We start from the raw sequence: 14,375 nt of genomic DNA on the forward strand, positions 1-14,375 counted from the left end.
CCCGGGCGCTATAACTATAGGCCGGCAGGCGGCCGGCGCCGCCCGCATCCTACTCCAGCACGATGCCCGCCGACCTGATCACCGCCCCCCACTTGCCCACCTCGGCGTCGATGAAGCTGGCGAAGGCCGCGCCGTTGCCGGCCTCGGGCTGCAGGCCCAGCCCGATCAGCTTGCTGCGCATCTGCGCATCGGCCAGCACGGCATTGGCGTCGCGGTTGAGTTGCTGCACGATGGCCGGCGGCGTGCCCGCGGGCGCCATCAGCCCGAACCAGCCGTAGCCCACCACGCCCGCAAAGCCCTGCTCGCCGAAGGTGGGCGCCTGCGGATAGACCGGCGTGCGCTGCTCGGAGGCGACCGCGATCACGCGCAGCTTGCCGGCCTTGATGAAGGGCAAGGCGGTGGTGATGGCGGTCAGCGTGGCATCGACGCGGCCCGCCAGCAGTTCGGTATAGGCGGTGGCGTCGCCACGGTAGTGCACGTTCAGGCCCTTGAATTTCCCCTGCGCGGCGAACAGCTCCGCGGTCAGGTGCGGCCCCGAGCCCACACCGGGMGAGGCAAAGGTCACGCCTTCMTTCCTGGCGCGCGCCATGCGCACGAAGTCCGCCACCRACTGCACGGGCGAGTCCGCCTTGACGATCAGGAACACCGGCCCCAGCACGCGCGGCCCCACCGCCACGAAGTCCTTGTGGATGTCGTAATGCTGCGAGAGTCCGGCGGCCGTGTTGATGGCGAACGGCGCCGCCGCCCACAGCAGCGTGTAGCCGTCGGGCGCGGCACGCGCGAGCTGTTCGTTCGCCACCCGCGTGCCGGCCCCCGGCTTGTTCTCCACCACGAACTGCTGCTTGTACTTCTGGCTCAGCCCTTCGCTGAGCAGGCGCGCGGAGGTGTCGTTGGAGCCGCCCGGGCCGTAGGGCGAAATCACGCGCACCGGGCGCGACGGGTACTCCTCGGCATGCGCTGGCGCGAGCATGGAAAGGGCCGCGCACAGCACGGCGGCATGGCGTKCGGCACGCCGCATGCGCGCGGCGAAACAGGGATGCGCTCTCATCATGACTCGCAGGCAATGGATGCAACGAATGCGGCAGCAGCGCCGGGCACCGGCCGGATCGGCGGATAGGCGAAGGTCTTGCCGAGATGCGCGTCGCCCGGCACATAGAGCCGCAGCGTCACGTAGAACGGGCCGGCCGGCGCCGGCAGCCAGTTGCCGTGGCGTGCCGGGTCCGCCGGCGGCGCGGCGGACAGGTGCAGGCGGATGCCGMCATCGGCGTCGGTGCGCAGGCTCGGCGAACGGTCGCCCAGCGAATAGCGCGCCAGCGCATTCTCCACCAGCATGCAGTCGGACTTGCCGTACATGGTGAGCGACCAGAAGGCGCCCACCTGCGGCAGCCCGCCAGGGGCGAAAGCCAGCTCATAGCCGTTGCGGCCGTCCAGCGGCGCGCCCGCGCTGTCGCGGTCGGCCATCACGTACATGGCTTCTTCCACGCCGAGCGCGCCGATGTAGTTGCGCGCCACCAGCGCGCGCTCGGCGTAACGCGTGCCGAACGATGCGCGGATCTCTACCGGCAAGGTCCAGCCGCCGCCCAGGTCGGACGGCAGCGGCGTGGCCAGTTCGGCCAGGACCTCGCCGATGGCGGCGCCCAGGCGTGCCGCGGCCGCGTCGTCGAGCCCGCTCGCATCGCACCGCGCCCCGATGCCATGCCGCGCAAAGCCGGCAACGTGCTCGGCCTCCGCCGCCGGCGGCGGATTGTCCCGCAGGGCCTGGTTCACGATCTCCGCGTAGCGGCGCGCCTGCAACGTACCCGCGGCCAGTTGCTCGCCGGGCTGCATGCCGGTGTCGAAGCGCCGCGCAGCCGGCGCGCCGTCCAGCGTGCCCAGGCGAAGCCGGTCCTGCATGGCATGCACGGCCGGCAGGTCGGCCTCGCCGTCCACCAGGATGCGCCCGAGCAGCCAGACCGCATCGGTCGGGCAGGCAATGGCGGTGGCGCCGGCCKGCACCTCGCCGTGCCAGCCCKGGCCGTGCAGCACAAAGCGACCAGCCCCGCCGCCGGTGGTGCGGGTACCGATATAGCCGAAGGGATTGGTATAGAAGTCCAGCAGCCCCAGCACGTAGTAGCGGCCCTGGCTGTCGGGCACGTCCAGCACCAGCGGGCCCTGCGAGAGATCCAGCCACGCATTGCTGTAGAGCGTGTCGTTGTTGGGCGTGACCACCTGGCGGTGCTGCGGGCCGAGCAGCTGGCGCGTGTGGATGAAGTGGTTGATCCAGCGCACCGCGGACTCGGGCTGGCTGGCGGCGAACTGGCCGGCGCTGTCGCGGCGMGGACAGGTGGCGGCGCGCATGCGCGCCATTTCATAGAGCGGCAGCGTGTAGCGCACGGCGTCGTGGAGATCGTGCATGGTCTGCGCGCGGGCGGATGCGGTATGGGTCATGTCGGCTTCCATCTGATGTCGGCTCAGTYGATGCGCTGCAGGGCGGGAATCGCGTACTGCCCGTCCAGGAAGGACCGGGCGGGATGATAGAGGCGCAGGATCAGGTAGAACGATCCCGCCGGCGCCGGCAGCCAGTTCTCTGCCTGCGCGGGGCGCGCGTGCGAGACCGKGATCACGAGGCTGCCGTCGTCTTCCAGGCGCAGGCCCGGCGTGCGGTCCCCCACTGCGTAGCGGCCGGCCTCGTTGGCGCTGAAGAAGCGGTCCTCGCCGTACAGCGAGACCGACCAGAACGCCTGCGCCGGCGGCAGCATGCCGGGTGCGAAACGCAGCGCGTAGCGGTGCCGGCCGTCGAGCGGCTGGCCGTCGGCGTCGAAATCCGCCATGGCGTAGATCGCCTCGTCGGCGCGCAGGGCACCGAGCCCTTTCATCGCGGTGCAGGCGCGCTGCAGCCAGTCGTCGCCGTACATGCCCAGCTTGAGGCTGTAGCCCCAGCTCTTGCGGCMCTGGCTGCGCGTGTGGGCCTCGATCAGGGCCATGCCCTGCTGGTAGGCGCGCTCCAGCCCGGCGGTCACCGCGGGCCGCAGCGCCGCCACGTCGATCTCGTCCTCCAGGCGCACGYCGGCCTTGCGCAGCAACGTGAAGGCGCCCAGCTCTTGCGCGGCGGGCGGGAATTCGCGCAGCGCGTTGAACAGGTTCTGGAAGAAATCCAGCGCGGGCCGGCCGCTGTCATGCCATTGCTCGACGCTCGCGGGACGTGCCGCGCCCGGCGTGCGCGCCAGCGTGAAGCCCAGCTCGAAGGCCCGCGCCGCCGGCAGGTCGTGCTCGCCCTGCACCAGCACGCKGCMGAGCAGCCACACCAGCGAACTGGGGCAGTGCACCGCGTGCGCGCCGCCGGCTTGCTGGCCGGGACCGACCAGCTCGATGTCCGCGCCTTGCGCGGGCACGTTGCGCGGGCCGAGATTCTMGAAATTGTTGGTGTGGACGTCGAGCAGCTCCACCACGTAGTAGCGGCTGGCATCGGGCAGCGGCGGGACGCGCAGCGTGACGGGGCCGTCGGCCAGGTTGATCCAGCCGCAGAAGTACAACAGGTCGTTGGCGGGCGTGACGATGTCGCGGTCCTCATGCGTCCACTGTCGCTCGCTGGCTGAAAGGCTGTTGACCGGGGCGCGTCCGTAGCCGGTGGCCGCCGCKACCGAGGTCTGCAGGCGGCAGGTGCGCAGCGACTCGACCAGGGCATAGCCATATATCACCAGCGGCACGGCCGCGKCGGCGACCAGGGCTTCCTGCGGGCTGGCCGCGGCACCGGGCAACGAGGTCAGGACGGGGTTCACGTTCATGTTCAGGTTCATGTTCATGCGGATGGCTCCAGGCGGATGGTTTGGTGAGGTTCCATGAATCAGTCGAGCGCCGCGCCGCTGGACTTCACCAGCGCGGCCCAGGCCTTGACGTCCTGCCGCATCTGCACGGCGAAGTCCGCGCGCGGCTGCGCCGTGAAGCGCATGCCCAGCGTCTCGACCTGTGCCTGCACGGCGGGGTCGCGCATGGCGGCCTGGGTGGCGCGCTCGAGTGCGTCGACGATCTCCGGCGGCGTGCGCGCCGGTGCGAACAGCGCGTACCAGCTGTCGATGCGGAAGGGCACGCCGGACTCGGCAAAGGTCGGCACCTCGGGCAATGCCACCGAGCGCTCCGAGCCGCTCACCGCCAGCGCCCTGACCTTGCCGCTGCGGATCAGCGGCAGCGTGCCGGCCAGGTCTGACATCGCTACCGGCAGCGTGCCGCCCATCACGTCGGTCAGCATCGGGCTCACGCCCTTGTAGGGGATATGGCGCAGGTGGATGCCGCTGCTCGCGTTGAGGCTCTCGCCGGCCAGKTGGCCGCCGGAACCCGGGCCCCACGAACCGTACGCCATGTCCGCGCCGGGCCGCCGCGCCTGCGCGATCAGCGCCGGCAGGTCCTTGCCCGTGAAGGCCGGGCCCGCGACCAGCACGTTGCCGCCATAGGCCAGCCGGCTGACCGGCACGAAGTCGCGCACGGGGTCGTAGGGCAGGCGCGGGAAGATCGCCGGCGCGATGGCGTGCGTGGCGGAGATGCCGAGCAGCAGCGTGTAGCCGTCCGGCGCGGCGCGCGCCACCTGGGCCGAGCCGATGGTGCCGGTGGCGCYGGCCACGTTTTCCACCACCACCGTGCCGCCCAGCGCCACCGACAGCCGGGCCGCCAGCAGGCGGCCGATGACATCGGTGCCGCCGCCGGGCGGGAACGGCACCACCAGCCGGACTGGCTTGTCGGGGTATTTCGCCGCTGGCGCGGCGGCGTGCGCGGGTATGGCGGCCACCAGGGTCAGCGCGGCCAGCGCCGGGGCCGCGCGCGCGAGCGCGGACCTTGCAGCTTCGGGATGCATATCGTGTCTCCTGTTGTCGTTCGCGCCGCCATGCGGCGGCGCATGCCTGCGCGCGCGCCCGGTCTATGCCGGCCTTGTGCCGCGCGGCAGGAAATGCCTGGCGTTTCTCATGCCGTCACGCCTGCGTCGCCTCCGGCGCGCGCAAGGTAATCACCGCATCGGCCGCGACCAGACCTTCGGCGCCGACGATGAACGGGTTGATCTCCAGCGTGTCGAGCCGCGGGCCGAGCGCCGCCGCCAGCTGCGACACCCGCACCAACACATCGGCCGCCTGCGCCAGCGGCAAGGCGGGATGGCCGCGATGCCCGGCGAACAGTGCCGCCGCGCGGCTGTCCTCCAGCATGGCCAGCGCGCGCTGCGGCGACAGCGGCGCCAGGCCGAAGGCCATCTGCCGGAAGATCTCCACCGCGGTGCCGCCGATGCCGGCCAGCGCCACCAGGCCGAACACCGGGTCGCGCCGCACGCCTACCATCAGCTCGCCCCAGCCGCGCGCCATGCGCGCCACCAGCACGCCCTCGAAGGGCAGGTCCGCGCCGGCGCGCGCCAGCGCAGCCTGCATGGCAGGGAAGGCCGCGCGCACCGCGGCCTCGTCGGCCAGGTTGAGCGCCACGCCACCCACATCGCTCTTGTGCAGCACATGCGCGGAACACAGCTTCACCGCCACCGGATAGCCGATGTGCTGMGCCACGCGTACCGCCTCGTCGGCGTCGCGCGCCAGGCCGTGGGCGGCGACCGGCACGCCGGCCTGCGCCAGCAGGCGCATGGCGGCGAACTCGGACAGCGCGGCAGCGGCTTGCGGCACATCGGGCGCGAATGTCGCCGCCGGTGCCGGCGGCGCCGCGGCCGGCGTGCCGGCTGCCGCTTCCATCGCGGCCGCGCGCGCCAGCGCMGCCACCGCCTCGATGGCGTGCGCGGGCTCACGGAACACCAGGCAGCCATGCGCCTCCAGCCAGGCGCGCTTGTCGTTGTCGACCAGGCCGGACAGCAGCAACGGCGCGGCGTCGGGGTTCTCGTGCAGCGCGGCGATGGTGTGCTGCAGGTCGGCCCACAGGCGCGGCGCGTTGGCGCCGCCGGCCAGGAASGCSRCYACGCTGCCGTATTCGCCGCAGGTGGCCACGCCGGACAGCGCATCGAGCAACACCTCGGACTGGGCCACCACCTGCCCGGTCACGTCGATCGGGTTGGCGGTGCTGGCAAACGGAATACTCGTGCGCAGCGCGCGCGCCGCGGCGTGCGGCATGGGCGGCATCGGCAGGCCAAGCTGCTCGGCGCGGTCGGCCATCATGATGCCGACCCCGCCCGACACGGTGACGATGGCCACCGGCGCCACCGCGCCCGAAACCAGGCCGCCGGCGCAATCCCAGCGTGCCGGGCGGCGCCCGCGCGACAGCGTGTAGCCCAGACGGAAGAAATCTTCGAGCGTATGCGCGCGGTGCACGCCGTACTCGTCGAACACGGCCTGGTAGACCGCGTCCTCGCCGGCCAGGCTGGCCGTGTGCGACTGCGCCGACCGCGCTCCGGCCTCGGTGGTGCCCACCTTGGCAATCACCACCGGCTTGCCGGCGGCACGCGCGGCGGCCAGCGCCTGGCGCAGGCGCGCGCCGTCGCGGCAGCCTTCCATATAGGCGAGGATCACGCGCGTGTCGTCGTCGTGCGCCATCCATTCGATCACGTCGGCCACCTGCAGGCCGGCTTCGTTGCCGGTGGTGACCCAATGGCTCAGGCCCAGGTTCGCCTCGCGCGCCAGCGCGAAGGCATAGGCACCGAACGCGCCGCTCTGGCTGACCAGGCCCACGTCGCCCACGGGCGGCACGCCGGTCAGCGGGATCGGCGAGAAGGTGGCGAACACGCGCTCGCGCAGGTTCATCGCGCCCAGGCAGTTGGGGCCCAGCAGCGCCACGCCGTGCCGGCGCGCGCTCCCGGCCAGCGCTTGCTGCATGGCGAGGCCGGCATCGCCCACTTCGGCAAAACCGGAGGTGAAGAAGATCGCGGCGCGCGTGCGGTTCTGCGCCAGTTGCGCCATCACGGATTCGGTGGCCCGCGCCGGCACCGCGACGATGGCCAGGTCGACCGCCTCGCCGACGGCTTCGAGCGAAGCGTACGCCGGCAGGCCCTGGATCTCGGTGGCGCTGGGATGCACGGGCAGGATGCGTCCGGCGTAGCCGAGTTCGCGCAGCAGCCGGATCGGCATGCCGCCGACCTTCTCGGCCTGGGTGGATGCGCCGATGACCGCGATCGAACGGGGCTTCAGCAGGGAATCTAGCGTTGGCATTGCTCTGTCTCCGGATTGCCTTGGATGGCTTGTTTCAGGATGCGCGCCTGTGCCGGCGCTGCCTGTGTTGCTTGGTGTCTGGTCCCTTGCCCCGGCCCTGCGCCGCTATTGCCGCAGCCCGGTCGACGACTCGATCGCGCGCACCATTTCCATCAGCAGCGGCGCGACCTTCTTTTCCATCACGCCGCGCCGCAGTTGCGAGGCGACGATGGCGCGCAGTTGAACAACAGCGGGCGGTTCAGGTAGACGATGCGCGAATACACGCCAACACCATGGATGCCGCTACCGATATCGCCCACGCCGTGCATGGCGAGGCCGGCGTCGCCCTCGTTGAAGGCGAAGCCGCGCTTGGGGTAGTGCKCCACGTTGTGGCAGACGGTGTCGTAGCAGGCCGCGTATTCCTGGGCGCGCTCGCGCTGCGCCGCCTGCATCAGCCGCTCGAACTCGACCTTCGACAGCGTGGCCAGGAAGGCGCGGCCCATGGCCGTGCTCAGCACCGAGCGCACCGCGCCCACGCCCGGGCGCGCCGGGTTGTTGTCGTTGTGCGTGCAGGTCAGCAGGTAAGTCACGTCGAGCCGGTGCGCCACGCCCATCGACACCGCGCCCTCCATGCGGTCGGCCAGCGCCTGCATCAGCGGGCGTGCCACATGGCGCACCTGCAGCCCGGCCAGGTAGGGATAGCMGAGGGCCAGCACCTGCGCGCCGACGAAATACTTGTCGAGCTTGGGGTCCCAGTCGAGGTAGCCCAGCTCGAACAGGGTCCGGCAGATGCGCGACACGGTGGCGCGCGGCAGTTGCAGGCGCTCGGCCAGTTCGCCGTTGCCGAGCGGCCGCGGCTCGTCGATGAAGCAGCGCAGCAAGGCGAAGCCCTTGGCCAGCAGGCCACCGAAAGAGGGGTCCTCCAGCCTGCGTTCGGCAATGAATTGTTCGACCGGCGTATGCATCTTGTCTCCTTGCTCCGCAGTTTGGTTGCGGCATTTTTCTGTGTCAAAGAACGGAATCAATTTCCAGATATTGGAAATGTAGTCCGGTTCTTGACGAAAAGCCGTGGTAACCATATGGTTCACAAAAACCGAATCCAAATTCGAATACGGAGACTCCATGCCTGCGTCGACCTCTGCCGCACCCGCCGCCAAGCCCACCAAGGGGAACGCCGCATTCCCCAAGGTGGCCACGCCCTCGATCCTGCAGCCGCCGCGCCAGCGCCGCGCCCGCGAGACCGAGCAGGCCCTGCTGGACGCCGGCCGCGAGCTGTTGGCGCAACGTGACTTCTCCGCCGTATCGGTGGCCCAGATCGCCTCGGCCTGCGAGGTATCGGTGGGCGCCTTCTATGGACGCTTCCGCGACAAGCAGGCGTTCTTCGAGTCACTGCGCGCGCTGGTGATGCAGGAAACCGGCGAGTCCGTCTCGCGCTACCTGCGCGTGGAGCGCTGGGACGACGTGCCGACCGACGTGATGCTGGAAAAGACGATGCGCTTCGTGGTGCTTGGCTGTCACGCCAACCGCGGCGTGATCAAGGCCTCGCTCAAGCACGCCTCGATCCGTCCGGAAGAATGGCTGCCGCACCGCGAAAGCGGCCAGGCGGTGGTCGAGCGCATGGTGGCGCTGCTGGTGCCGCGCCTGCCGCTGCCGCCCGAGCAGGMCGAGCTGCGTGTGCGCTTCGCCATGCAGGCKGTGTTCAGCATCGTGGTCAACGCCATCCTCAACGACGCCGGCCCGCTGCCGCTGGACGACGAACGCCTGCMCGGCGAAATGACCCGCATGGTGGCGGCCTACCTGGCGCAGCCTGCCTGACCCCCCGCGCGGGCGGGTCAGCCCGCGCAACGGTGCGTGCCGCCAGGGCGCGCACCGTCCATAAAAAATCACACGAGACAAGCCATGAAAATACGCAGCCCGTTCTGCGGGAAGACGGCCGCCCTGCTGGCCTGCGCGAGCACGGCATTGCTGGCGTCCTTCGCCCACGCCCAGGCCGGATATCCCGCCAAGCCCMTGCACCTGATCGTGCCCTACCCGGCCGGCGGCCTGACCGACACGCTCGCGCGCACGCTGGCGGAGGGGCTCGGCAAGCGGCTCGGGCAGACCGTSGTGGTGGAGAACAAGGGCGGCGCGGGCGGCATCATCGGCACCGACTACGTSGCCAAGTCYGCSCCSGACGGCTACACGCTGCTGMTGACGATTCCCGGGCCGATCACKGCCAACCTGGCCCTGTACAAGAAGCTGCCCTACGATCCGCGCACCRACCTGCGCCAGATCTCGGACGTGGCGATGGCGCGCACCGTGCTCACCGTCAACGGGGCGCTGCCGGTCAGGACCGTGGGCGAGCTGATCGCCTACGCGAAGAAGGAGCCCGGCAAGCTGCGCATGGGTTCGTGGGGGCCCGGCACGCAGCCGCACACCATCCAGGCCTACATGGACAAGACCTACGGCATCKATATCCTGCACGTGCCCTACCGCGGCGAAGGGCCGATGGTGAGCGACCTGCTGGCCGGCCAGGTCAATGTGACGATCGGCTCGGTGACTTCGCTCAAGCAGCACTTCGCCAGCGGCAAGCTGCGCCCGCTTGCGGTCGCCGGCACCCAGCGCGCCAAGGCCCTGCCGGACGTGCCGACGTTTGCCGAGGCGGGCTATCCCGACGAGCCATACCGCCAGGTCGGCCCCATCACGCTGATGGCGCCGGCACGCACGCCGGACGACATCGTGGCGCGCCTGGGCAAGGAAACCAGCGCGCTGGTGCAGTCTGCGCAGATCAGCCAGCGCATCGAGGAGATGGGCGCCGAGCCGCTCGGCAACCTGCCCGCGCAGGCCGCCGCCGCCTACAAGGCCTACCTGCCGGTGGTGCTGAAGCTCACCGCCGATACCGGCGTCACCCTGGACTGAGCCGCCGCGCTTGGCGTTGCGCGCTGCAGAATGCAGCGCAGCAATGACCGCTATGAATCCCGCGCGGCATCCTTGGCCGCGGCATGGCAGGCCCATACAATGGCTGCAACCCACGCGGCGCGCGGCGCGCCGCGTGCCGATTCCCGCACCACCCGCGCGCCATCCGCGCATCACCCCACTCCCGGATCCCCATGGCAACGCTCTTCCTGGTACGGCACGGCCAGGCGTCCTTCGGCGCCGCCAACTACGACTGCCTCTCCGCCACCGGCCGCCAGCAGGCCCGCTGGCTCGGCGAATACTTCCGCGAGCGCGGCGTCGCGTTCAAGCGGGTGATCGCCGGTTCGCTCACGCGCCAGCAGGACACCGCGCTGGAAATCCTGGCCGGCATGGGCACGCCAGGCGTGCCGCTCGAGACGGCCGCGCAGACGCCCGCCGAAACGCTGGCCGCGGCCGCGCAGGAAGCGCTCAAGGCGCGCGTGGAAACCCATGCCGGTCTCAACGAGTACGACGGCGAAGCGCTCTACCGCAGCCACACCGGTGGCCGGGACCACCGTGCCCACCAGAACGACGACTACAACGATTACTGGCGCACCTTCCGCGCGGCCTACCAGGCCTGGACGCTGGACCAGCTCGCCGGCATGCCGGAATCGTGGGGCGACTTCGGCGGGCGCATCCGCGCGGGCCTGGCGCATGCCGCCGAAGGCGCGACGCGCGAGGATGCCCTGCTGGTGGTGAGTTCGGGGGGAGCCATCGGGCGCGCCGTGGCCGACCTGCTGGGCGCGCCGGCGCAGACGGCGATCGAGCTGAACCTGCAGTTCAGGAATACCGCCTTCTGCGAGATCATCGCCGGGCGCGGCACCCAGCGGCTGCTGAGCTTCAACAACCTGCCGCACCTGGAGCGCGCGGACCGGCGGCAGGCGATCACGTTCGCGTAGCCTCGCGTGGTCAAGTTTGTGACGATCGGTGGCGTGCCGACAGCATTTCACCGCCGCGATCGCGAAATATCGCCATCGAGAATCCGACGCTTCTGACCCCTGCGCGGGTGGATCGCCAGCATCATGCCGTGGCACAGCATTGCACGGAGATCCGCCATGCCACGCCAGGCCGACCTGCGCTTCACCTTCGCCGTCGTCGGCGGAGTCGACTTCGAGGTCATCGAGTTCGATCTCGACGAAGCCCTCTCCGAGACCTTCCGCCTCGACGTGCAGTTGGCCCATGCCGACCCCGACCTCAACTTCGCCGCCATCCTCGACCAGCCCGCCCTGCTCACCCTCTGGCGGGGTAATGAGCCGGTGCGCCATGTCCACGGCCTGATCAGCCGCTTCGAGCAGGGCGACACCGGCTTTCGCCGTACGCGCTACCGCGCCGTGGTCGAGCCCGCCCTCGCCCGCCTGCGCCTGTCCTCCGACTGGCGCATCTTCCAGACCCTCTCCGTACCCGAGATCCTCCAGAACGTACTCAAGGCCCATGGCCTGGCTGCCCGCTACGAACAGATCGTCACCGCCGAGCACCCGCCACGCGAGTACTGCGTGCAGGCCGGCGACACCGACCTGCATTTCCTCGGGCGGATTGCCCGCGAGGAAGGCTTCTACTTTGCCTTTCGCCACGACGCCGACGGCCATCGCCTCATCCACAGCGACCGCCTGTTCGTGCAGGGMCGCATCGCCGGCGGACCCGTGCGCTACAACCCCACCCCCGGCGGCGACCAGCCCGAGCCCGCCCTGCGCCGCTTCAGCTACACCGAGAACGTGCGTACGGCACGCCAGACCCAGCGCGACTACACCTTCACCCATCCACAGTACGACCAGGAACATTCCCGCCTCGGCTCCGACCTCGATCACCAGGCGTCCGCCTACGCACGTTACGACTATCCCGGTCGCTACAAGCGCGACGAAGCCGGCAAGCCCTTCACCGAAGCGCGCCTGCGCGGCCACCGCGGCGACGCCCGCCTTGCCCGCGTCGAGGGCGACGACCCGCGCCTCGTGCCCGGCCTGTCCTTCGAACTCACTGGCCACCCGCGCGAAGACATGAACCACGGCTKGCGCCCCATACGCATGCGCCACCACGGCGTGCAGCACACCAGCCAGGCCGAAGAGAGCGCCGGCAGCGAACAAGGYACYCRCTACARCTACACCGCCGAACTGGTCCCYGACMGSACCGAATGGCGCGCCGAACCGTTGCCCAKGCCGTGCATCGAGGGGCCGCAATCGGCCACCGTGGTCGGCCCGGCCGGCGAAGAGATCTACTGCGACGAATGGGGCCGGGTCAAGGTGCAGTTCCCGTGGGACCKCCWGGGCAGGCACGACGAACACAGCTCCTGCTGGATCCGYGTGGCGCAGMACTGGGCCGGCGCCACCTGGGGCCACATCGCCATCCCGCGCATCGGCCAGGAGGTCATCGTCGACTTCTGGGACGGCGAMCCGGACCAGCCGGTCATCACCGGCCGCACGTACCGATCGAACCAGTTGCGGTTTGCCGGCGCCACGCCGGAACACCCGCGCTGGAGCCGCATCCCCGGCGGCGCGCGCCTGCCGCAGCCGTCGCCGCCGGCGCTGACATTGACCGATGCCCTGTGGGAAGCCCTGGTTTCCGATCCGTTGCCGCATCAGTTGCTGCACCCGCCACGAAGACCTGACCACCTACGTCCTGGTGGGGTTGTCAATACCTGCTGCACGCCTGGCCGCCGATCGCGACTGGCAGGATGCCGTGAAGCGCGCCGTCGCCGATCAGGTTCCGCTGAGCCAGTCGCTGGCCGCTCTGAAGCACCAGGCAGACCCAAGGAGGCCGCAATCATGACCACGAACTCCCCTGCCACACTCCTGTCCCAGGCACTTCGCGTTGCCCGGCAAACGCGCAGGKACGAAGCGCCCAGTCCTTGTGTCGAGTGCAAGACGGAGGTAGCCATCCTGCCGCTGCGCTATGCCGTCCTCGCCCATGGCGACTTGAAGGCCTTGGACAAACTGGCGCCACAGCTACCATCCAATCTCGGCAAGAACTTCCCCGCATTCGACAAACTCAATGCCCGGTACGCTGTGCGCAGCCTGCGCGAGGGCTATCTCTATGCCTTCGTCAAGCGCCTGGGCAAGGACTGGTCCTGCGAGAGCGCCTGGCATGCCGTGTCCGCCGGCATATTCCATCCGATCTGGCCGTATGCACCTCACCAGCCGATCGCCGACACGCAAGGTATTCAACTGCGGAGCGGTTGGACCATTTGCTTCAAAGCGCCGGAGGATATCGAAGAATTGCGCCTGCTGTTCACGCCTGACCCCCTCACCAAGCGCATGGTGGACGAGGTGCGCGACAAGACCTACCTGCGCAACAAGTTGCAGTCATTCGACATCAAGAGGATTGCGGACACGTGCTCGTTTGCTGACGACGTACTCGACCCGATGATCATCGACGGCACCTTGTCGGACGCCATTGCCCGCACCGACAAGGCGCTCGCGCCGGTGCTCGCCGGCCAGCTTTACTCCAGCCCGGATTACGAATACCACACGCCCTGGGTCGCCTCGGACCTCAAGGAAACCGCTCGCCGCGCGCGCGGTTGTGCGGTGGTACTGCACGATCCCATCGGCATCACCCAGCAGCTCAACGCATGGCGCAACGAGGCGGTGGAACAGCTCAAAGGCTACCTTAGCCTCAAGAACCCCAAAGGCCTCGACAATKAACGCCTGGTCCTGGTGGCCCAGGCGTTCGACGACGTCAGGCAGCTGTTCGAGGACAAGTCGGCCGCCATCGAGGCGCGACACTACATCGACATCGAGCGCGCCAAGATCGAAGACCCCGGCGCCGCCATGACCCGCGGCTGGGTGCTCGACGCGGAGCAGGAGGCCCGCTGGGAACAGGCCGCCTGGCCGACTTCGAGCAGCAATGCAAGGCGCTGGAAGCACTGGCCGAAGGCCGCKCCAACGACCACCACAAATGGCTGCAGAGCGAGCAGTTGCTCGCGGCCCTGGATGTCTACGACAACCGGGACCCGTCGAACGGCTGGCACTTTTCCGGCCAGACAGGCTTGTGCGTCCTGGGCGCGGAGGGTTGCAAGGCYACCGCCGACATCATCCAGACATGGTGGGAGGGCAACACCACCGACCGCGCCAATCTTGCCCTGCGAGGCTTCGCGCTGAACCAGAGCGACATCCTCGCGGAGATGGAGCGCACCAAGGAAGCGGCCAAAGCCGCCCCGCTGCCCGTCACCGAGGCCGATATCTACGACTACACCGGCAAAGGCCTGGAGCGGGCCAAGACTCTGGGAGACATGTTCGACAAGGCCAACGGGCTGTACGAGGAAATGGAAAAGGCCGGCCATGCCCGGCTCGCCGGCGGCGCACTCGCCTGGTACACCAGCCTGGGGCGTCAGACATTGCGCCACGCGCCCAAGGGCATGGAGTGGTTCGTCCACGG

11 protein-coding genes are annotated in these 14,375 nt (G+C 69.8%); 5 read left to right on the top strand and 6 right to left on the bottom strand.

The features are described from left to right. Nucleotides 1–49: 49 nt before the first annotated feature. The 6 genes from AC1DKV_RS33755 to AC1DKV_RS33780 form a co-directional block, all read right to left on the bottom strand. Entirely contained in the window at nucleotides 50–1,018 is a 969-nt protein-coding gene (locus AC1DKV_RS33755) for a Bug family tripartite tricarboxylate transporter substrate binding protein (protein WP_477139055.1), read from the bottom strand. A gap of 29 nt (nucleotides 1,019–1,047) precedes the next feature. Further along, entirely contained in the window at nucleotides 1,048–2,427 is a 1,380-nt protein-coding gene (locus tag AC1DKV_RS33760) for a DUF1254 domain-containing protein (RefSeq protein ID WP_477139056.1), read from the bottom strand. Nucleotides 2,428–2,450: 23 nt separating this feature from the next. Continuing rightward, a complete protein-coding gene (locus tag AC1DKV_RS33765; protein ID WP_477139066.1) occupies nucleotides 2,451–3,776 on the bottom strand; it encodes a DUF1254 domain-containing protein in 1,326 nt (441 codons plus the stop codon). Nucleotides 3,777–3,823: 47 nt separating this feature from the next. Further along, nucleotides 3,824–4,825, bottom strand: coding sequence for a tripartite tricarboxylate transporter substrate-binding protein (locus AC1DKV_RS33770; RefSeq protein WP_477139057.1), 1,002 nt, complete (start codon nucleotides 4,823–4,825; stop codon nucleotides 3,824–3,826). Nucleotides 4,826–4,940: 115 nt separating this feature from the next. Continuing rightward, on the bottom strand, nucleotides 4,941–7,097 hold the full coding sequence (locus AC1DKV_RS33775) for an acetate--CoA ligase family protein (protein ID WP_477139058.1): 2,157 nt from the start codon (nucleotides 7,095–7,097) through the stop codon (nucleotides 4,941–4,943). Between the two features lie 179 nt (nucleotides 7,098–7,276). Continuing rightward, the gene (locus tag AC1DKV_RS33780) at nucleotides 7,277–8,041 is read right to left on the bottom strand and encodes an IclR family transcriptional regulator (protein ID WP_477139059.1); all 765 of its coding nucleotides are present in this window, start codon (nucleotides 8,039–8,041) and stop codon (nucleotides 7,277–7,279) included. Nucleotides 8,042–8,198: 157 nt separating this feature from the next. Here AC1DKV_RS33780 and AC1DKV_RS33785 point away from each other — a divergent pair, with 157 nt between their 5' ends. The 5 genes from AC1DKV_RS33785 to AC1DKV_RS33805 all read left to right on the top strand — a co-directional run. After that, nucleotides 8,199–8,891, top strand: a complete 693-nt coding sequence (locus tag AC1DKV_RS33785; RefSeq protein WP_477139060.1) for a TetR/AcrR family transcriptional regulator — start codon at nucleotides 8,199–8,201, stop codon at nucleotides 8,889–8,891. An 84-nt stretch (nucleotides 8,892–8,975) separates the two neighbouring features. Then, complete coding sequence (locus tag AC1DKV_RS33790) at nucleotides 8,976–9,974, top strand: Bug family tripartite tricarboxylate transporter substrate binding protein (protein WP_477139061.1); 999 nt, start codon at nucleotides 8,976–8,978, stop codon at nucleotides 9,972–9,974. Between the two features lie 191 nt (nucleotides 9,975–10,165). Continuing rightward, nucleotides 10,166–10,909 (top strand): histidine phosphatase family protein, encoded by a 744-nt coding sequence (locus AC1DKV_RS33795; RefSeq protein ID WP_441650459.1) that lies wholly within the window; start codon nucleotides 10,166–10,168, stop codon nucleotides 10,907–10,909. A 156-nt stretch (nucleotides 10,910–11,065) separates the two neighbouring features. Further along, nucleotides 11,066–14,098, top strand: a complete 3,033-nt coding sequence (gene tssI, locus AC1DKV_RS33800) for a type VI secretion system tip protein TssI/VgrG (protein WP_477139062.1) — start codon at nucleotides 11,066–11,068, stop codon at nucleotides 14,096–14,098. A 23-nt stretch (nucleotides 14,099–14,121) separates the two neighbouring features. Beyond that, a partial coding sequence (locus AC1DKV_RS33805; RefSeq protein WP_477139063.1) for a hypothetical protein occupies nucleotides 14,122–14,375 on the top strand: 254 nt, incomplete at its 3' end.

This window comes from Cupriavidus sp. 05T41, assembly GCF_056396525.1.

Bases quoted from the DNA above. Each gene is read 5' to 3' on its own strand.
- AC1DKV_RS33795 (WP_441650459.1), top strand. From the start codon at position 10,166: ATGGCAACGCTCTTCCTGGTACGGCACGGCCAGGCGTCCTTCGGCGCC.